Source organism: Candidatus Omnitrophota bacterium (assembly GCA_026387175.1).
Classification (GTDB): domain Bacteria; phylum Omnitrophota; class Gorgyraeia; order 2-01-FULL-45-10; family 2-01-FULL-45-10; genus CAIMPC01.
In genome coordinates this window covers 1-20174 of record JAPLME010000002.1, presented here as the reverse complement: position 1 = coordinate 20174, position 20174 = coordinate 1, and the positions used below count along the sequence as shown (strand labels likewise).

The window sequence follows — 20174 nt, the reverse complement described above, 5'->3', positions numbered from 1 at the left end:
CACAATTGGAAAGCTGAGTCCAGGCTATGTCATTAGCTACAAATAGAAACACTACAGCTGCTGCGATAGCTTTAAATAGTAGGTTATATCTATGCTTATAGGTAATCATTGTAGATGATTATAGCACAGAATTCCGTTAAGTCAATAGAAAGATATCTAGCTTTTTTCGCTTTAACCTGCCTTATTCTGTTCACCATATGTAAAATAATTCCAATAAAAAACCCGCGCCATGGGGTAATTATGGCATAAATTTGCCCTTACTTAACTCTTTCTCGATCTCTTCAATAGCTGGAAGGTTCGACTTAAGTTCTTTAGGTAAGCTTTTGGTTATTTTTGTTTCCCACTGCGCTACACCTATAGGTTTTGTGTAACCACTCAAAGCATATTCAGCGATCATTTTGTTTTTTCGTTTTACAAGCAACAGTCCAATGCTTGGGTTATCATCAGGATGCCGTAGAATATCATCCACAACGCTTAGATACATGTTCATCTTTCCCACATATTCCGGGACAAAATCTCCTGCCTTAAGTTCAATAATTATGTAGCACCTCAATTTAAGGTGATAAAAAAGCAAATCAATATAATAATCATTTCCACCAAGCTCAAGATGAACCTGTCTGCCAACAAAAGCGAATCCCTGCCCCAATTCCAGCAAGAATCGTTGTATATGATCCACCAATGCCTGTTCAACTTCTTTTTCTCTGCGTATATCGGCGGTTCCTAAAAAATCGAATAAATATGGATCCTTGAATACCTCTTTGGCCATATCCGAGTCAACCGATGTAAGTGCCAGTGAAAAATTATTGGTTGCCTTACCCTCACGCTTATGAGCTTGTGCCTCTATCTGTAAACAAAGAATCGGTTGCGACCAGCCATGCTTTATGGTTTTCATCGCATACCATAAACGTTCTTCGGGCTTTTTAAGCTTATCTATTAAAGCTATGTTACTGCGCCATGGTAATTGTGCAATGACCCGTTGCACAATTAGCTTATCCGGCCATGCGATACCGAACGAGCGCATATATTTTAGATTTCTTGGTGAAAATCCTTTCATATCCGGGAATTCTCTGCTTAAATCCGATGAAAGCCGGTCAATAACCCTTGAGCCCCATCCTTCTTCATTTTGTTTTTTCAATATACTCCGGCCTATATCCCAATACAACATCACTAACGCCGCATTGCTTGCGAGAACAACCCGCAAGCGCTCTTTTCGTATCTTTTCCTTTAAACTCGATAAAAAAATGTGGTAATTATTAAGCATTAGGTCCTTTCAAATTCTTCATATTGCTACCTTTCTGTTTTATTCAGGCTAATCTGGCTTCTAATTATGGCGAATTCACCATAATACCCCCTACATATAAAGACGCTAAAAGTGCCAAAATTGTTGCAAACTATTTTAAAATAGTTCAAAATAAAAAACCCGCGCCTTAGCACGGGTTGCGGTCTTACACGGTTTATAATTCCGGGTTCTTACAAGTTACTCCCCTATCATCTGAACAATTATCTCGCGATTACGCGGACGGTTATCGAATTCCGCCAGGACCACCTGCTGCCATGTGCCGAGAGACAGCTTGCCGCCTTCGAACGGTATCGTGAGCGATGGGCCAAAGAGAGCGGCCCTAAGGTGGCTGAATCCGTTCGCGTCTCCCCAGGTCTCATCGTGATTATAATGCTTATTTGACGGCACCAGCTTCTCGCAGAGATCCTGCATATCCTTTATCATGCCGTTCTCGTATTCGAATGTCGTTATGGCCGCGGTCGAACCGACTACAAACACTGTGACATTCCCCTTTTTAAGGCCCGAGCCCTTCAGGATATCCGCGACCTCACCCGTTATATTTACGAGATCCTTCGCTTCTTTAGTATCTACTCTGATCTTTTCGGTTAGTATTTTCATATGTTATCTGGAGGTAGCCTGCAATCTAGGGTGTCCCCGCGCAGGATGGCCCCGTTATTACCTATTTCTCTGTCTTATACCAATCGCAAATTCTGCTTCCTAACATCCTTTGCGATATTTGGATTTCCTTTTATCTCTTCATAAATTCGTTCCCTGATCCATTTCCGTAACAAACTTTGATAATTATCGCCATATTTTTTAGCAATAATCTTTGCCAGCAATATTTGGCTTTGCTCCATTCTAAATGTCAGCAAACGCTTTTTCTCTTTGTGTTCTTTTGCGGCGCGCTTAAGAAGATACATAGCAAATTCGAAAGGTTTTTCTGCCGCTTTAGCTTCATCAGGGTAATCGAGGGGGCTGTGTTTGCTCCAAAAAAGCGCCTCCTCTTCTTCTGATTTAAATTCCGGCATTTTCTTCCTCATTTTTATCGCCGCCTTTCTTTATAATATCTTTTGGATAGAATATCATTTTGTAGTTACATTGTCAATACATTAACTTAAACTTTTTTGTTCCTAACAACTCTTGTTGGTGAGCTAAAATCTATCCCCCTACATATAAAGACGCTAAAAGTGCCAAAATAGTTGCAAACTATTTTAAAATAATTCCAATAAAAAACCCGCGCCATAGCACGGGTTACGGTGGAAAAATAGGGACTGTCCCGGGACCGTAATCTCAGCGAGGTCGGGACTGTCCCATTTTTACGGCCGCCCTAATAGTTTATTCAATTTCGATGGCTATGCTTTCGGTATCTTCAGAACGCTATCGCATAACAACGGCACAGCTCCTTGCCGTTAATCTTTACTAAGAATCCTCCTTCGGGCATGTGGTCTCCTTTATTTAATGGGCGCTGGCCTAATTATTCCTTGGTTTTCGTTAGGCCACGTTCTTTGTTATCCTGCATTCGGGAAAATTGGGGCATCCCCAAAATTCGGAACCTGCCCCAGCCCCCTTTCTCGCCTTTCGAAGAACCATCGGCTTGCCACATCTGGGACAGATTGGATGCATCATATTATTTACAATGTTTTTAAAATGATCTTCCTCATTATAGGAAGCGTGTTCAACGTAATCCCTAAGTTTTTGCGAAAGCGCTTCTACTTTTTCACTAGTAAATAATATTTTTGTTTGGAGTTTAATACATGGGAGAAGATCATGCAATTTTAAAACATTTTCTGGCATATCTGTCTTAAATTCGCTCGTTCCAGTAAATACGACCACATTAAATATGGATTTCGAATCAATATCTAGGAAGTCTTGAGCGGCCTTTACATGCTTATAATTTTGGCGGATCGGATTCTGAAATTGGTACTTAATAGAAGAGCGTCTGGAGCCAAAAAGAGATTGAGTCCATTTCTTTTGATGTGCATCACCAAAAATCCATCCTTTAAAATCTTTAGTTTCAATTACAAATATTCCGTAAGGAGATATTAATATATGATCGATCTGCGTAGTTCCATCTGGAGTTTTCAATATGATATTATTGAATGGGTGGTATTCTTTGTTTATTCTTCGCAAGGACTCAAGCTTCCTAGCTACCCCCTCCTCGCCGGATACCCAACTGAGGAAAAGAATCCTGAATAGGAAGAAGATAATACAGATAAATATTAATGGTGCTAAGAATTCAAGCATTGTATGTTAAATTCTTTTGGTACCATCCTAAATAGTGCCAGCCTACGCATCTTGTAGACATCCTACTTTGTAGCACCCTATTATCAGGGTGTCACTTTATAGGACGTCTGTTATTTGACTCTTACTTCAACAGATCCTCAGCTTTAGTGCTTGCCGAATCTCAAGTATGCTTGATTGTTGGCTGTTTCTTCTTGTTTGCTTCGTTCTTTGCTTGCTCTGCTTGCTTGTTGTGTTTATCCTTATCCTTCTTGCCTTTATCGCCCATTTACTCCTCCTTCTTTTTATGTTCTTTTGGTGTCATGCTACTTAGTGCCAGTCTGCGCTTTGAGGGTGGCACCTTCGAATATGCCACCATTCTTTCTTATTTAGTTTAGTAAAGCTCGACCAGCGCATCTATTATTGGCAAATTGATGATATCCACAGGCGTAATGTTAGATATGTTCATGCCTTTGGGCCAGATTTGGCCCTGTTTAAAAGCTTGGGCAACAAGTTCCGAACAAATATATTCCCGACAATCTTCTTCTGAAGCTTTGCACTTTAATAGAATGCTTTTTATAATAGATCCTATCATTGTAAAATCGTATGCTTTACCGAGTTCGCACATTGCCCATTTATAAATAATAGAACGTACTTTTTGTTCGTTAAGTTGCGGTAACATATTATTTGATATTTTAGAAAACCGTAAAGGAGCCCACCATGCTCTACCAGGAAATGTATATAGCTTTCGGCTTAATGGGAGAAGCACAACTCCGGCCGATGGAACTGACTCTATTATAAAAATTCTATCAATATCTACATCTGTAATTCTAATAACTAACCCAACATGAGAAAATTGACTTCCAGTGGTGTTTTGTACAGCCATGGCAGGAAAATCCGTACCCTGAAAAGCAATCACGTCTCCATTTTGCATTCTTGATCTAATTTTGCTATATTTTTTTAAATTGTTCATAATGATTTTCAGCTATTTTAGGATAGCCTAGTTTCTTCATTAAGGAAGTTATTAATCTTTTCTTTTGTAAGCAATATAGCTGAATCCCCGCATCGTCGTTCACGCTTTTCAATCAACATAAGCACAGAATGAAGATAGGGAATATTCGCCCAAACTGTGGGATCGCCTCTTCTTTCTTGCTCTATATATTCTTTTGCGGAATGCCAATAATTGTTTGCCCAATAAAAAAATATTTGCCATACTGTCTTCTTATCGAGCGCTCCTCTACGAATAAAATATCCTATTGTTTCAAAAAAATCTAACACTTCAGTAGCATCAGAAATATTTCCATTAAGTAATGATGTAGCTGCTGCACATCTGGCTTTACGCATTTTCTCACTATTAAAACGATCGTCTAGCTTCATAATTAAATCTACGCCTAATGCAAATGTAGATCTTTTGTTTTGATATATCACAGCCCAAATAGCCACCAAAACACCTATTAGAGTGGCCCAAGCTGTTATAATATTTGAGTCTATTGTAATCATGGCGCTCACCTATAAATTGACGGGCCGATGCCGTTTGTTTCGTTTTAGAGACGGCATGCTGTATAGGTACTCTTAGGGACGATCCATTCGATGCCCCCTATAATTTTATGGTCTGGCACTTTCTGGGCCTTCCCCAATTTTACACTTAGTGCCAACCTGCGATTTGAGAGTGGCACAATTCCTATTTCCCAACTTAAGCGTAAACAATTCCGACAAAAAAACTCTTTATTCCCAACTCACTCAACATCTCTTCCATTAAAAACGCCCCGCGCACTGGAAGGTGTCGATATAACCCAATTATCCCAATATTTGAAACGATCTATCAGGAATTCCTTTCTTGCCTTTGATATATATTTATTTTTCTTTATAGCCTGATCCTTACCAGTAATAAGGCTATAACTATCCGCGGACGCCGGACAGATTTCGATAGTAGGCATTACCTCTATAGCCTCATACCCATTCTCAGTAATTTTAACGCTAAAACAATCTTTACACTTATGTGAAGGTATGAGCCCGTCATAACTTCTAATCGTCCCTATGCCACACAGAAACTCTTCCCTTAGCTTCTTTCGCATTTTATTAGACGTAAACTCGGCACGCCTGCCATAGATCAGGAGAAATTTCGGCACAAACTTGTTGTCTGCTAAATATGTTTTATCTAATCCGAACTTTTTCATTAAAATGCTAATATTAGAAGGCTCTTCTATCCATATTTTCCAATAGCGTAGCTGATCCACGGCCTGATTAAATTTTTTCGTTGCGCTACCGTCCACATTAAAAACCCTCTTACCTGGCGATTCTATTTCGATGAATATAGGATGAAAAACTCCCGAATAAGAAGCCAGCCATAAAAAATCAGGTATTCTCTCAAAGGATCCAGATAGCCCTGGTTTTGAAATTAAAGACAGCGCATACGGCGCATGCCCCGAGCCATCATCAAGGTCACATCCTCCAGGAATAAAGGAGGGATGCCGTTCAAAGAATTTATGAAAAACTGCTTCGCCCGATTCTTGTTTGTTAAGGAGCGTTTCATATTCACTTTTTGCTATGTGGACATATTCGTCCCATAACATTGGTGGGATTCTTTTTTTAGCTAGTTTATATTTGATTTTAATCATATAAATTCTTTTTGTTTTATCAGGGACGGTCCATTTGGTTCCACCCTATAATTTTATGGGCTGGCACTTTCTAGACCGTCCACTTATTACATTGCATTGTAAATATCATTGAAGATTGGAACCTTATAATCAATGGCAAGTATTCGAATTAACTTTTTAATATTAGGCATTCGGCGCACGGCTGTTTTAGTTGAAAGCGTTTGCTTTAAATACAAACTCAGGTCAAATACATCGTTGTAATTTGATAAAATATCTTTTATTAATGCCATGTTAAGTAGCTGATTTTTAATTATTAATTTCTTTTGTTCATTACGAGCGAGGTGAAGTTCTTTCCCTACTGCTGATAAAAATACATTTCTAGGTCTTGAGTTATTAATTTTAACAAACCCAAGCAAGTTTGCTAATTTCGCGTGATTTTCACCGTATTTTTTATGGGCACCATCTTTTTTTAATCTTCTTTGAAGAAACCATCCTAATTCGTTAAAAGTTAATCCTCTATCATTTTCGTTATAAAGAATTTCTACGACCTTAACTGTGCCATCATCAAAATTACTAAATTGTGGAATTAGTTCAGCATCCATAACATTTTATTTTAGCTATTTTGCACATTCGTAATAGTATCGTAATGCTGCGATAGACTTAATTCAAAGTCAATTTCAAAGGAATCTAAAGAAGATGATCCAATCTCTTGCATGAGCAATTGAATTCCACCATGTGCATATTTTTCTGCAATTTCAACCATCCTAGACTGATCTTTAAGCGTTTCTATCCCTCCAACTTGCAAAGCGAGCGCTTTTAATAATGCTAAATCATCTGGCTTTAAATATTTGGTTCTTGTGAAGCCACTATATTTTGCACGTAACGGAAGCGGCTTATTATGTTTATAGCCATAGCCAATAGCAAACATGAGCAATTCCGTATTGCCCTGGTCACCAAAAAGCAATACTTCTTTCTTAAGTTTTTCATATAACGGAACATCTGCATTATCGATTCCTATAATGATGTCTTCCGGCATTTACAAGGCCTCCATTTTGGTTTCTCTTTCTGAGCCATCCATCACCAATTTATACTTATTATTCGTTTTGAGTTCTAGCACAGTCTTTATACTTCCAGTATATTCAACTGGTGTAAAAAGAAGTATGACTTGTTTTTGAGAACTGATTGAGAGTAACACATTGCCCATGTTTTTTCGATTGTCATCATCAACTCTAGCAACTGGCGTATCTATTAATAGAGGCCCTTCAAAGCCAGAAATCTTGTGAAGCGCCAAAGTAAATGATAACGCCAAGGCCTCACCCTCGGCTCCGCTCATTGACCCAAAACTCCGATATCCATCTACATGCATTACATTAATATTATAATCATCGTCTATATAAATTTTTTCATATGTATTTTTTTTCCACATCATATTTTTAAATAACACATTTGTCGCTTCTTCTATTTTATTTTTAATACTCTTAGCTACATTTTTAACAACCTCATCAATCACACCTAGCGCTGCCGATATAAATCTAAGCTTAGTTTCTGCTTCTTTTACCTCACTTTGTTTTCTCGCTTCTTCCTCAAGGGCTCTTTCTAGTTTAGCTGCTTCTTTTTCAAGCCTATCAATTTCTTGTTTTAAACCTCCTAATTTTTCTTTGTTAAAATCTCGCGCTTCTTTATAAGTTTTAAGCTTACTATACCATGTCTTGACTTCCTCCAGATCATGCCCTTGTAGTTTATTTTTAATATCGGTTATTTCAGATTCAATCTTGTCTAAGTCTGTATTGTAATCTTTGATTATAAGCGTTAAATCAGATACCGTTTTTTTATAAAGCATGGACTTCTTTTCGATATCATAAAGGGGATCTTTTACATGTTTCAATTGTTGAGCAACTTCGTTTATTGTATGAAATCTGTACACTAGTTTATCAATATGCTGTCGTGATTTGTCATCCAAATCTCTTTCGCACAATTCACAAACACCTACTCTCAGGGCTTTGATTAGAATATCCTCGTCAATTGGAGGAGGCATTTCTTTTTTTGTTTCTTTTTCTCTAATTAGTTCATTCATTTTCACAATTAGAGGCCAGTAGAATGAGATTTTCCCATAGTCAAATAAAATGTTTCTTTTTTCTTTTTGTTTTCTTAATTGGAGTGCTTCTTTATCCACCCTGCGCTTTTCAAGGTCATCTAGTTTATTTTTTAAAGTTTGAACGTCTGGCGAATTTTTTACTTTTTCATCTAGCTGCGATATTTCATAGTCGGCTTCGTTTATCGCCACTTGGCATTTCTCTTTCTCTCCTATTTTTGATCCAATTGAACCTCTGGTGTTATTTAGCTCTTCGTTTATCCTTTCGACAGCTGGATTACTACGCCCTAAGAACCTCGCAATCTCGTCTTTAATTATACTTAGTTTTCGATGAATACTTCTCAAATCATCTGACCCAGATATTTTATTTACTGTTAAATAAATATTTTTTGCCGTTGCATCTTTAAAATACGTATCCAGTCTTTCTCCATCAAAAAAATAGAACTCCCGGATATTGCGCGGCACAAATCTTTCAACCCATTGCTGCGCCTCTTCTCCGTGGTAAATGCAGCTATTCCCATCTGGCTCCATCCTTGTTACAGCAAAATCTACAGAACTTAGCCAAGGTAGCTTTTTCGCTGCGCCAATTTCGGTATTTTCATTTATTTTAAAACGTTGCGTCCTACTACAGATGAATAATCGTTTGTCCGTGGCTCTTACATATAATTGAACGCATATGCTCTGCTCACTACCAATTTTAGACTCCTGTATGACATTCAGATTAAGTTTAGGCAAAGCCTCAGATTCTTTTGACAGGTGAGGCTCCTCATCATAGAGACACCAATTTATACCATTTAAGATGTTGGTCTTTGCTGCTCCGTTTTGCGCAACAAAAACATGCAAATCATTGGGCGTTTTTTCAAAAAGTATTTGTAGATCACGCAATTGCCGATAATTTTTAAAAACTATTTTTTCAATTCTCATTCTTTTCCTCCCCACTCAGAAGCCACTTGGTCTATTAAATCGTGATATTTTCTTTTATATTGCCCACCTTCAAACTCAATATCTAGCAGCGATTCTATAACATCTCTAAGAACCACGTCGCTACCACACGCTTTTTCTAATTCTTCTTTTATCATCGGATTATATCGAGCCATTCATTCCTCCTATTATTTATATAGGTCACGTAGGGCACTAGGGCCGTTTTGTGCTGTCTTCGCTATTTCTTCACATCGTTCTAACTCTTTTGCGTATATTTTATTCTCAAAGGTTCTTAATTCCTTTGGAATTAACTCTTTTGATGGTTTTACTATTAAGTCATAAATGTACGCTTCTTTCTTACCAGGATATTGCCGAATCACACGACCAATTCTTTGAATGTATTCTCTAGGATTTTTACTATTCGACATAAGGATTACATTTCTTGCAGGCGGAATGTCAACTCCTTCATCAAGACATTTCATAGCCATTAAGACCTGGTAGTCCCCTTTTGCAAATTTGTCTAAAATAATTTCTCGTTCAGAAAAATTATTAAGCTTTTTATGTGGCTGGGCACTTTCTTTCACCGTAAATGTATGTGTCTGCAAATCATATTCATTAACTATTCTCTGGGCCTCTCTTATCTGCTGTGGACTCGTATAAACAATCGTACCGTAAAAGGTAGGGTCTCTCTTTTTTATCTCCTCCAAGACATCCTTAAGAACGCTATATTTATTAGCTGCATTCTTTATTATATTTGCCCTTTGAATAAATAGTATACTGAGCCTCGACTCGTCTTCATCGCCCGTTTTTTTCTTTAGTAAATTTATTATCCTGAACGTGATCTTAATATATTGTTCGAGCTCAAATTCGGTTAATGAAACAAATCTAGGAGAATAATAATAGGGACATAAATATGATTGACCTGTTAATGGATTTATCTTAGCTATTGCATCTTTCAAGCTAAATTCAAAAACAGTATTTTTGAAATATTTATAAATAACGTCGGTCCCTATATCATCAAACCATCGCTTAGGCGTAGCACTTAATGCTAGGCGATAACCATATTCTGCAAGTAACCCCTTTCTATTAACCTCTGCCCCAATTCCATGCACTTCATCAGCAATTAAAAAATATTTGTTAGCAGGCACTTTTCCTATGATAGCCCGAAATGGTGCTGATGAAAGGGTCCTATGAGTTGTAATAATTATGAGCGGCTTGGACCCATACATAGATAAGTAGGCAAGCTGTTCATGCATCTCTTTTTTCCAAGAAGCATTTGTACCATCAACAATAATTAACTTATCATAATTAAGGCCGAAAGCCTCTATTTCACGTTTCCATTGTTGAACAAGATGATTATATGGACATGAAATAATAATGGCTATTTTCTTGTCGCTACTCAATACTCGCTCTACACATCCAAGCGCAGTAAAGGTTTTGCCTGTACCAGTTGCCATCTCAAATATTCCAACTTTTCCATTTGCATCCCATTTTTCAATGGCATTTTTTTGATATAAAAATAATTCTTTTTTCTTGGCTTTGCTTTTATACCATCTTGCTAAGTTAATTTTTGGATACTCATCAGGAGCTATTTTAATCAGCTCTTTTTCTACAGCAAGTGGCAAGCTCAATATCTGTACCCTGTTCGCAGCGTTATCCCAATATCTATTAAATTTTCGGATATCATCATCAATCCATGGGCGCTCATCTTCACACCAGCTTCGAAACACCTTAAATTCTTCATCATTCCCAGCCCACCCTGCTCCAGTTTCATTAATTGATCCGCTAAATGTAATAATATTCCCTTCTCTATCAGTAAGGATTCCTACCTTTTGATGGAAAATACCATGCTCATTAATCCTCGTTTGGTCAATAGGGCAGTTGTTCTCGTCAAGTAAAACAGCCACTTTTATTTCTAGCCGTTTATTTGCCAGCATCCATCCGAGAGCAAATAAATGGTCTTTAATAAAATCATCACGCACATCTTTAAGTTCATTTAATAATTTGTCACCTACTAATGCATCTAGAGATAGAGCATGCTTTTTTATTAACTCTATATCATTCGAGCTGAACTGTGGAGATGTTATAACTTGCATTGTCCCGCCATTATCCAGCAGTCCTAAAATCCCGCACGCTGCTACAGCAAGACTTGATGATGTAAAATAACCCGTAAGCCTTTTATATTGAATTGCTGATTCCAATGCGGGAACATAAAAATTGGCAATTATGTCATCCTCATCTGAATTATATGCTTTTTTTAATTGAAGCGATTTAAAATTCATTGCCTTCCCATTAATACTTTGCTTCCTTTTCAAATTTCAAACCAAAGTACTCTTTCGCAATGCTTGGGTATTTCTTCTTAAAACTGTTAAAGTATCTCATCGTTGAACTATCCGACCCGTTTGCTTCACAAAATTCGGCAAAACTCATTTTTTTAAAGATATTAGGCTGGTTGCACCATCTTGCTAAATTAATATACATGCCTTCAAATTCTGTGCTCTTGTATGTATTAAACCGCATGATATACGGAATACATCTGAACTGCATCAATATTTTTAACCGCTTAAAAACACCTATAATATCGTGTAAGTCTTGAGACTCATAAGCACAAAGGATATAAAGCTTCGTTGTCTTTTTAGTATGCGGCCTCCATAATTTGAGTTTATTTATGATGAGATCTTTGTCTTTCAGGTGATCAAAGGCAAAAATGTAGTCCCCTATATAATTGGATTTGGATAAAACTTCAGCTTTTTCTTTTGTAAGTAACCTTATATCTAGTCCTTGCCGAAATTGGAATCGTTTTTCAGTAGCATTCAATCTATCAAAAATTTCACGCCATTTTTCGTATCCAAAAATATTGTCATCCCATAAATATATATATTTCCTAGATTTATCTAGGAATTCTCTGACATCCGAATGCTGGATTACTTTATTGTATTTCTTGTTAACACAGAATTTGCATTTTCTAAAACATCCTCTTGTCGTAAAACCAATTGAATAATGTTTATAATCCAAATACCTATTTTCTTTAATACCCCGGTCAACTTCTTTTTCGATGAACTTATCATAAAGATGATAATCTGGCATGTGGTGCTCTATTTTATCTGGTAAATTAGGCGCTTTTTCTAGAAAAAATCCGGTTCCTCCATATTTTATATTCTGACGTTCTAAAATTCCTGCTGGTATTTTCGTAGTTGTAAATACTTTCGACATCCACACTTCGGTATAATCATTGAGTTCGTTATAATCTAATAATAAGGATGTCCCAGTTCCTTCCGCTTTTAAAAAACCACTTATTTTCATTAAGGCAAGATTCGGATGTCTAGTGCCATTATCCAATAAATCGGCATCTATAAGCCCAACCACCTTCGTATACTTTTTTTTCATATTATAAGTCTGAATTTATAAACAAAAACAGCATTAATTAGAAAGTTCCCGGCTAGGGCACCTTTTATTCATCAAAAAAACAGCTCGCCGGTTTCGGCCGTATCTGGGGCCATCCTGTTCGGAGATAGCCTATACTAATTAATCATTTCTGACTTACCAACGAGTAAATCGACATTCAATCCACTATTAGAACTTTCGAAAAATTTGTCTACTTCGTCTAACGCTTCATAAGATAGATAGCGGACCTTTTTCTCGAAGTTAAATGTTTTGAACGTTGGCCTTTTAACCTGTTCCATTACACGATTACGTTTAGCGGTAGGGGCAACTATGAATAAGGGATAGTTGCTATTAGGGGCTACTAGTTTTAAATCTGAAAATCTCAGCAGGCCTGAATAGATAGACGTCGTATTCTCCACTTCAAACGCGGCGTCTATCCTGAACTCTTCTTTCCAGACTACGTCTATATTCTCCACATATCTTGCTGGCGTATCTATGCCGGAGGTAAACTCCTTCTCAAACTCCTTAAAACCGTATGCAGTGGTAATCTTAGGCTGATCATTTTTGGGAATCCATACTCGCGAACCGGACTTCATCCCAAGACGTATTAATTTCCATTGCATCACTATATGGTCACTCAGCGTTTTATTATCCAATATATCATCAATGTCGTCCTTAGTTATTTCGGTTTTTTCGAGCTTATCATTCTTCTCGGTATCAACAGCTTTCTTTTCTTCGATTTTCTGGCCATTTTTTATACATTGTAGTATCGAATACAGATCATCGTACTTATTATAGAATTCCGTCAGTTTATTTTCAGCAATACTCGTAAACCCGCGAAGTCCCCAGTTGATTGCATATCCGAAAAGTTTTTTAAATTCCCGGAAAGGTAATTCTATTTCCAACGGGTTGGCTATAAAATATATCAGATCCCACCCATCGGATCTGCCATCCTTTATATTTTTCCATAACTCTTTTGATAGGCTTGGATTTATGGTTGTCGTAGCAATCTTTCCTAACAGCTTGATAGTCTCTCCTTCGACTATCAATATATCATCTCCCGGCTTCATCTTTTGAAAGCGCGCTCTATTAGTCAATGAATCCCTGGATCCCCAAACAGCTATCCGTTTATTTCCGAATATTTCTGTAAGTTTATGCTGGAGATTGGAATCTACGTGGCGGGATATGCGATCGGGGGCAACTTTCTTTTTAATAGTATCTTCATAATGAACAAGGGCTTCGTAATTTCCTTTTGGGATATACAGGATAAAAATATTTGTCATTTTACCATCCTGGGCCTCGTAATTCCTTTGTCACTCACTTGCGCCCGACTAATTCATCCAGGCTAACACCGAAAGCATCCGCTATCTTTATCATTGTCTGAATTGTGGGCATAGTTGCCGCACCTTGCTCGATTTTAGTGATTGTATTGTAGGACACGCCGGCCTTTTCAGCTAATTTCTGCTGAGACCATTCGGACTTCTTCCTTAGCTCTTTTATTCTGCGTGATATCATTTAGCTTGACAATATAGTATATTTATACTACTATGTATTCAATAGTTTATTCTCAATATAATTATCCTTATTGTATCACAAAATATCGTTATTTATACTGAAATCTGCCCGTGGTGATAAGGCTATGGAGATAAAATGACCCTACCCTTCAGTATCCGCGCCGTTATATATCCTAAGGAAAAACACATATGGGCAGGGGTCAGGATCTTACATGAGGCCGAGAAGGCTATCCTGGCGGACAACGGCAGAAGATTCTGGATCCCGAAGTCCCGGATAAAAGGAATAAGGTTGAAGGGTGATAGATTTGAGGTTTATGTTGAGGAGAGTGTTGTAGGGTGAAGAGGTAGTAACCTAAAAGGAGGCGTCATGGATAAATCGGAACCATTTAAAAATGTCGAAAACAGAATATTCCGGATAAGAGGTAAGAGAGTAATGCTGGATCGGGACCTGGCAGAGTTTTATGAAGTCAAAACTTATCAATTAAGGCAGCGGGTAAAAAAGAATATAACACGATTTCCTAAAGATTCTATGTTTAGACTGACAAGGCAAGAATTATTGAGGTGCCAAGCTGGCAGACCTAACGAGAGTGTCCGCAGATCGTTACCTTATGCGTTTACCGGACAGGGCTTCGCGATGCTTTCCACTGTTTTGAATAGTAAGCGCGCTATTTTAGTAAATATTCAGATTATACGCGAATCTACGGGCTTATTGAGATAGGACGCTTAGAAACAGCCCCCCTACGCTTGTGCCTTACCTCATTGCAAACTATTTTAAAATAGTTTGCAACAATTTAGCCCCTTTTAGCGTCTTATATATAGGGGGGTAAATGGGCTTATTTATGAAACATAAGATATTTATCAGCAGTGTTCAGAAGGAATTTCAGGCTGAGCGTAAAGCGCTGAGAGACTATATCTATTATGATGTGTTGCTCAGCCGATTTTTCGAAATCTTCTTGTTTGAAAGCTTGCCTGCCAGCGGCCATCATCCGGATAGAGCTTATATAGATGGGGTAAAGAATAGCGATATTTATCTTGGGCTTTTTGGCGACCAATACGGTGATATAGATAAGAAAGGCATGTCTCCAACGCATAGAGAATTTTTATCGGCAAAGCTGTCGGGAAAACCGAGGTTTATTTTTATCAAAGGAACCGACGACAAGCTCCGGGATCCAAGAATGTGCGCCTTGATTAAAACGGCGGGAACACAGGTGATTCGCCGTAGATTTCAAAGTACCACCGAGCTTATATCCTCCGTCTATGCCAGCCTGGTGAACTATCTGGCGGCCAAAGACCTTCTTCGATCCGGCCCATTTGATGCTGCCGCTTGCCAAAACGCATCCCTTAAGGATCTTTCCGCGGAAAAAATAAGGAGATTTGTCAGGATAGCGCGAGGAGCCAGGGGATTTCCATTAAGAGAAAATGCTCCTGCAAGAGAAGTGCTGGAACATTTAAACCTTCTCAGAAAAGGTAAGCCTACTAACGCCGCCATTCTTCTTTTTGGAAAAGAGCCGCAACGCTTTTTGATCTCATCCGAGGTCAAATGCGCGCATTTTCATGGCACGGAAGTTTGCAAACCTATCCCCTTTTATCAGGTATATAAAGGAACCGTGTTTGAAACAACTGATCAGGCGCTCAACTTCGTCTTGTCAAAAATAGATCTCGCTGTCGGTACAAGAGCAAAAAGCATGCAAGCCCCGGTCGAGTATGAAATACCTCCCGATGTATTGAGGGAAGCCATTGTTAATGCAGTGGCACATCGGGACTATACGAGTAACGGAAGTGTTCAGGTAATGCTCTTTTCTGATAGATTTGAAGTGTCAAATCCGGGCTCATTGCCGCCATCGCTCACTTTAGACAAGTTGCGCAAGCCCCACAATTCTGTTCCGGCAAATCCGCTGCTCGCGGAATCGCTTTACCTTGCCAAATACATCGAGCGCATGGGTACAGGGACAAGAGATATGATTCAGGATTGTAGAAATGCGGGGCTTGCGGAGCCGGGATTTAGTCTTACAGACGGGTTCGTAACTACGGTTTACCGTAAGCCTGGCCGTGCTTATGAAGCCGTGGGTGGTAAACAGCAGTTGGATGTACCGACCCAGTCACCGACCCAGTCGACCGACCCAGTCGTTCGACTCCTGCAGATGTTGCGAATAAAAGAAATGGCTGCTGGTAAATTGCGTTTAAGCTTAAATATCAAACATCGGCCGACATTTCGCGCAAACTATATTGATCCGGCGCTTCTGTCAGGATACATTGAATATACCATTCCCGATAAACCCAACAGCCGCTTGCAGAAATACCGCCTGACTAAAAGAGGCGCGGAACATTTAAGTAAACAGGGTGAGAAATAAGCAGGGCGCGCACTTCCAGGGCAGCCCTCCATACCCCCTACTCAATCCCAAAATTCACCGTCACCACAGCCATCACCTTCTTATCGAGGGACGTCGTATCGTTCATCCCCCAATCCGATACGTCCGTAGAGGTGATGGGCGTTATCTGGAAGACGCCCATCTTGGCTGAGCGCATAAATCCGATCTTATTGCCGGTGGACTTTACCATGCTCTCCGCGCGCTGCTTCGCGTTCTCCGTGGCCTTCGCGAGCATTTCGATCTTAAGCTCGTCGAGCTTGGTATAGAAGTACTCCGGGGCGGTGGATGTGAATTGAACACCCTGGTCTATCAGTTCCGTCGATTCCCGTGAAACAACCGCTATCTTATCGACATCGTTCGATCTGATCTGGACATTCTGCGTTAAACGGTACCCTTCGATATCGTTGGTATCATTTCCCTTCTCGTTCTTCCTGTAAACGGTTTCCGTAATGACCTGAGAAATGATTATCTCATTCTCGCTTACATTCTTGGACTTAAGATATGCCTTCACCTTATCCAAGTCTTCCCGAAGGCCTTTATACGCCGCTTTCAGATCGATCTCCCGCCTCGTAAACTCTCCCACCCATACGATATAGTCGCTCCTGATCTCCTTTGTAGCTGAACCGGTCACCGATATCTGTTCTCTGGTAAATTTCATCACCTTCAGGAACCCGCCCGATAAAATAACGCTCGAAATGATCGTTGCCGCCGCGATACAAACGCCCAAAACTATGATCTGTGAATTCTTTAAAAAATTCCCGCCTTCCATGATGCGCACTCCCCCTTTTTATAATTCGTTTAAAATAAAAAACCTTCGCCGGTCATAGTTCGACCGATGAAGGTTCTGTCAATTCTACTGTGAAACACACCACTTATGAAACCCGATCTAATCTGATGCTAAATATATTTTATCGGCCCTCGGGCCGGATATTAACTATGAGATAAGTGTATCACATCTTGAGAAATTTGCAACTATTTCGTCCCTCTGGGACATGGCCCCATTCATTGCGTTCATTTCAATGTCTGAAATGCACGAAAACCCTTCCGAAATTCTTATCGTCCTTCTCTATCCTGTGGTAGAGCTTCTTTATGCGGGGTTCGGCTAAAAAGCGCAGTACATGCTTCTTCAGTTGCCCGCTTCCCTTTCCCGGGATTATCTCCACCAGGGCTATCCTCTTCTCCATGGCCTCGTTAATGACGCGATTGAGCTCCGCCTCGATCGCTCCGGATTTATTGAAGATATCATGAAGGTCTAATTTTAGTTTTGCCATAAAAGGTTACTCCTTATGGGGCCATCCTACGCGGGGACACCCTGCGATCCCGGGGTATCCTCTTCCGGGACGGCGCCTGAATCCCCTCCCCTTATCTCCCTCAACCCCGCCCTTATCGAGGACCGGCTCACGCCGAACCGCCTCGACAGATCGCTCAATCTGATCGAATCTATCGACTTCCCCTCCGATTCGAGCAGCGCCCTCATGAGATACACGAATTTCGCGGAGAGGCTCATCCCGGCAAGGCTCTTCGCCTCGAAGAAGCCTCCGCTCACCTTAAAGGCCGCACCCGGCAGTTCCCTCATCTTCACCCAGGCATCCTTACTGTGGCTAAATCTCACATCGATGAGCTTATATCGCGATTCAAGCGTTCTCAGTTCCCCCATCGCCTGTTGGCGCATCTCGGTGGTGGTCCATTTCGGACGAACGCCTAGGATAGCCGACAGCTCTTCGAGCGGCACGAAAAACTCTCTCTTCCCCGTCCTCGCCGATTCCGCCAGTAGCAAAAGATATGTAGTAATATCCTGGTCCGCCGAGGAGACGTGCATGGCCGGCAGATAGCTCCTGTTATTCATAAGCTCCGAAGGTATCTCGACTACTGCGCCCGCGGGGAGCGGCGTAAACGCCTCCGGCCTGTCGAGCCTATCCTCTTTCTTCACCTGGCCTTCCAACGGAAAATTCCTGAGTCGTGTCAGCTTATCCTTGGCCAGCTCCGGAGAATCTATTAAGACAGCCGATTCATAATTACTCTTTATCGCGGAAACGCTCCAGTTCACACTGCCGTCCACGACGTAGCGGGAATCCACTATTATGAGCTTATCGTGCATGCGCACGCTTGGCGTGAATTTATAGACCTTGGCCCCTTTATCGATGATGGTTTTGAGCGGCTGTGCGGTAAGATCTACGGGAGGTATATCAGGCATAGGATGCGTATTGAGGTATATCTCTACTCTTACGCCCCTGTCGAGGGCCTCTTCCAGGTCCTTCACTAAAAGGTAGACCGGCCCGCTCCCGTCAGCCTTTATCAGGTACATGGACATGACTATAGATTCCTTGGCGCTGTCGAGTAATTGTATGACGGCGCCCTCGTATGCCCTATCGGATATATCTCTTACCTTAGCGGGATGGAATTCGCTTCCCTGGGCGACAGCAAACGCGGGAATGCATAAAGCGAGGATGATGAGTAATAACGCTATCCGCAGTTTATTCAATTTCATAATTAGAGTCAGTGCCGGCTTGATAGAGCAATTGCGCATGGGCCTGTCGCTACAGTTAAAGATCCAGCTCAAGCTGAGGATTGCGCGATTTTGCCTCTTTAAAAATATTTCCTACGAGTAAGGTGGCGTCATCCAGGGCTTGTTTAGATTCCGATCCGGAAAGTAACGTTCCGGCATCGTATGTTAGTTCGTTCCTTTTCCTGCGCATTGTTTCAAAATGACTGACAAGATCGGTGTATTTTTCACCTAAAATAGCGCCCGTCATCTCCACCACGGTTTTGTGTTGTGCGCCATCAGTAGGCCTGTAACCCTTCAAGAGAAGAAGCGCGCGCCCCGCTTTAAGCATGGCAATGTATGCCATTATATAAGTTGCCCGGTCGGCTATGCGCAGTATCTTCTTAGCCTCTTTCAGATCAATAATTGATTCCTTTAAAAGGGCTTCCACCTGAACGATCCCTGCTTTTTGTTCCGCGAGTTTCCCCTCTTTAATAAATTTCTTTATAAGGGCTTCAATCATTAAGCCTACCTTTCAGCAATACAATCTTACCCCTTACTACCATATTAAGAAATCCGCCGCTCTCCTTGCTCTCTTTTCCGAATTCCGCCTTAGTGTAAGAATTAAAATTGGCCTCCCTGTTTAATTTTGCTTCGAGCGCCCGAAGCTTGTGCGTGAATTCGTCCCTCGGAAAAGAACCTACGACAACCATATCTATATCGGAGGCGCTCCTCTCCTTTCCTTTTGCATATGAGCCATATATGAAAGCGAGCGATATTCCAGGATATTCGGAAACCAGCTGTCGCATACTCCCCTCCACGCCTTCCGTCTTAAATATTATATTTTTCAGATCGTTGAATAGCGGATACCTTTTATCTAAAGAATAAAATTTTATCTGGCCTTTAGCGTAGGAGGTGAATATGCCTTCTTGTTCCATCTTGCGAAGTTCACGTGAAAGGTTGCCGGGGTCTAGGTCGAGGATAACGCCGAGTTCGCGGACATAGAGAGACTTTTCCGGATTGGTAAAAAAATAGGCTAGCAGTCTTGATCTTAATTTTGATCCGCTAAATGGTGTCATAGTCTTTACCTGACAGTTGTAATATATACATCAACTGTTGTAAAGTATACAACGGATGCGCTTTTAAGTCAAGTCTATTTCAACAACTTTTCAAGTTGGCGGTGTGTGCTTCACCGCGTTCGAACGATCTTCAGGGGTACCCCTGAAGAAAAAACCTAAACCGTTAACCGCCGGCTCGGCGTCCCGCCATCACCACGCCGTAGTAAATCAAGGTAGTGCAACAGCTACAAGGGGCGG

At 40.4% G+C, this 20174-nt stretch carries 23 protein-coding genes; 3 read left to right on the top strand and 20 right to left on the bottom strand.

Going from position 1 to position 20174, the window contains the following annotated elements:
- Window positions 1-238: 238 nt before the first annotated feature.
- The 15 genes from NTY76_00335 to NTY76_00265 all read right to left on the bottom strand — a co-directional run bounded on the left by NTY76_00335 (window position 239) and on the right by NTY76_00265 (window position 14008).
- Entirely contained in the window at window positions 239-1261 is a 1023-nt protein-coding gene (locus tag NTY76_00335) for a PDDEXK nuclease domain-containing protein (protein ID MCX5677546.1), read from the bottom strand.
- A 216-nt stretch (window positions 1262-1477) separates the two neighbouring features.
- Window positions 1478-1897 (bottom strand): secondary thiamine-phosphate synthase enzyme YjbQ, encoded by a 420-nt coding sequence (locus NTY76_00330; protein ID MCX5677545.1) that lies wholly within the window; start codon window positions 1895-1897, stop codon window positions 1478-1480.
- A gap of 74 nt (window positions 1898-1971) precedes the next feature.
- Window positions 1972-2319, bottom strand: coding sequence for a CopG family antitoxin (locus tag NTY76_00325; protein MCX5677544.1), 348 nt, complete (start codon window positions 2317-2319; stop codon window positions 1972-1974).
- Between the two features lie 451 nt (window positions 2320-2770).
- Window positions 2771-3523, bottom strand: coding sequence for an NERD domain-containing protein (locus NTY76_00320; GenBank protein MCX5677543.1), 753 nt, complete (start codon window positions 3521-3523; stop codon window positions 2771-2773).
- Between the two features lie 370 nt (window positions 3524-3893).
- On the bottom strand, window positions 3894-4472 hold the full coding sequence (locus tag NTY76_00315; GenBank protein ID MCX5677542.1) for a YiiX/YebB-like N1pC/P60 family cysteine hydrolase: 579 nt from the start codon (window positions 4470-4472) through the stop codon (window positions 3894-3896).
- 17 nt (window positions 4473-4489) lie between these two features.
- The gene (locus NTY76_00310) at window positions 4490-4999 is read right to left on the bottom strand and encodes a hypothetical protein (protein MCX5677541.1); all 510 of its coding nucleotides are present in this window, start codon (window positions 4997-4999) and stop codon (window positions 4490-4492) included.
- Between the two features lie 236 nt (window positions 5000-5235).
- A complete protein-coding gene (locus NTY76_00305; GenBank protein MCX5677540.1) occupies window positions 5236-6117 on the bottom strand; it encodes a DUF4263 domain-containing protein in 882 nt (293 codons plus the stop codon).
- 86 nt (window positions 6118-6203) lie between these two features.
- Window positions 6204-6698: a hypothetical protein gene (locus NTY76_00300; GenBank protein ID MCX5677539.1), complete on the bottom strand. Its 495-nt coding sequence runs from the start codon at window positions 6696-6698 to the stop codon at window positions 6204-6206.
- 11 nt (window positions 6699-6709) lie between these two features.
- Entirely contained in the window at window positions 6710-7132 is a 423-nt protein-coding gene (locus NTY76_00295) for a hypothetical protein (protein MCX5677538.1), read from the bottom strand.
- Window positions 7133-9112: an AAA family ATPase gene (locus NTY76_00290; GenBank protein MCX5677537.1), complete on the bottom strand. Its 1980-nt coding sequence runs from the start codon at window positions 9110-9112 to the stop codon at window positions 7133-7135. It lies immediately after the preceding gene.
- Window positions 9109-9285: a hypothetical protein gene (locus tag NTY76_00285; protein MCX5677536.1), complete on the bottom strand. Its 177-nt coding sequence runs from the start codon at window positions 9283-9285 to the stop codon at window positions 9109-9111. The genes NTY76_00290 and NTY76_00285 overlap by 4 nt, the downstream gene beginning before the upstream one ends.
- Window positions 9286-9297: 12 nt before the next feature.
- On the bottom strand, window positions 9298-11391 hold the full coding sequence (locus NTY76_00280; protein MCX5677535.1) for a DEAD/DEAH box helicase family protein: 2094 nt from the start codon (window positions 11389-11391) through the stop codon (window positions 9298-9300).
- Between the two features lie 10 nt (window positions 11392-11401).
- Complete coding sequence (locus tag NTY76_00275) at window positions 11402-12496, bottom strand: hypothetical protein (protein ID MCX5677534.1); 1095 nt, start codon at window positions 12494-12496, stop codon at window positions 11402-11404.
- 134 nt (window positions 12497-12630) lie between these two features.
- Complete coding sequence (locus NTY76_00270) at window positions 12631-13776, bottom strand: hypothetical protein (protein MCX5677533.1); 1146 nt, start codon at window positions 13774-13776, stop codon at window positions 12631-12633.
- 34 nt (window positions 13777-13810) lie between these two features.
- A complete protein-coding gene (locus NTY76_00265) occupies window positions 13811-14008 on the bottom strand; it encodes a helix-turn-helix transcriptional regulator (protein MCX5677532.1) in 198 nt (65 codons plus the stop codon).
- Window positions 14009-14143: 135 nt separating this feature from the next.
- Between NTY76_00265 and NTY76_00260 the strand changes: the two genes are divergently transcribed.
- The 3 genes from NTY76_00260 (at window position 14144) to NTY76_00250 (ending at window position 16358) form a co-directional block, all read left to right on the top strand.
- The gene (locus NTY76_00260; GenBank protein MCX5677531.1) at window positions 14144-14347 is read left to right on the top strand and encodes a hypothetical protein; all 204 of its coding nucleotides are present in this window, start codon (window positions 14144-14146) and stop codon (window positions 14345-14347) included.
- A 27-nt stretch (window positions 14348-14374) separates the two neighbouring features.
- Entirely contained in the window at window positions 14375-14725 is a 351-nt protein-coding gene (locus tag NTY76_00255; protein ID MCX5677530.1) for an ORF6N domain-containing protein, read from the top strand.
- Window positions 14726-14846: 121 nt separating this feature from the next.
- The gene (locus tag NTY76_00250) at window positions 14847-16358 is read left to right on the top strand and encodes a DUF4062 domain-containing protein (protein ID MCX5677529.1); all 1512 of its coding nucleotides are present in this window, start codon (window positions 14847-14849) and stop codon (window positions 16356-16358) included.
- A gap of 37 nt (window positions 16359-16395) precedes the next feature.
- Here the strand turns inward: NTY76_00250 and NTY76_00245 are convergent, their stop codons facing one another.
- The 5 genes from NTY76_00245 to NTY76_00225 all read right to left on the bottom strand — a co-directional run bounded on the left by NTY76_00245 (window position 16396) and on the right by NTY76_00225 (window position 19937).
- A complete protein-coding gene (locus NTY76_00245; protein ID MCX5677528.1) occupies window positions 16396-17145 on the bottom strand; it encodes an SIMPL domain-containing protein in 750 nt (249 codons plus the stop codon).
- A 247-nt stretch (window positions 17146-17392) separates the two neighbouring features.
- A complete protein-coding gene (locus tag NTY76_00240) occupies window positions 17393-17647 on the bottom strand; it encodes a Smr/MutS family protein (GenBank protein MCX5677527.1) in 255 nt (84 codons plus the stop codon).
- A gap of 26 nt (window positions 17648-17673) precedes the next feature.
- A complete protein-coding gene (locus NTY76_00235) occupies window positions 17674-18864 on the bottom strand; it encodes a phospholipase D-like domain-containing protein (protein MCX5677526.1) in 1191 nt (396 codons plus the stop codon).
- Between the two features lie 55 nt (window positions 18865-18919).
- Window positions 18920-19381, bottom strand: a complete 462-nt coding sequence (locus tag NTY76_00230) for a hypothetical protein (GenBank protein MCX5677525.1) — start codon at window positions 19379-19381, stop codon at window positions 18920-18922.
- Window positions 19374-19937, bottom strand: coding sequence for a nucleotidyltransferase domain-containing protein (locus NTY76_00225; GenBank protein MCX5677524.1), 564 nt, complete (start codon window positions 19935-19937; stop codon window positions 19374-19376). The genes NTY76_00230 and NTY76_00225 overlap by 8 nt, the downstream gene beginning before the upstream one ends.
- Between the last annotated feature and the right edge of the window lie 237 nt (window positions 19938-20174).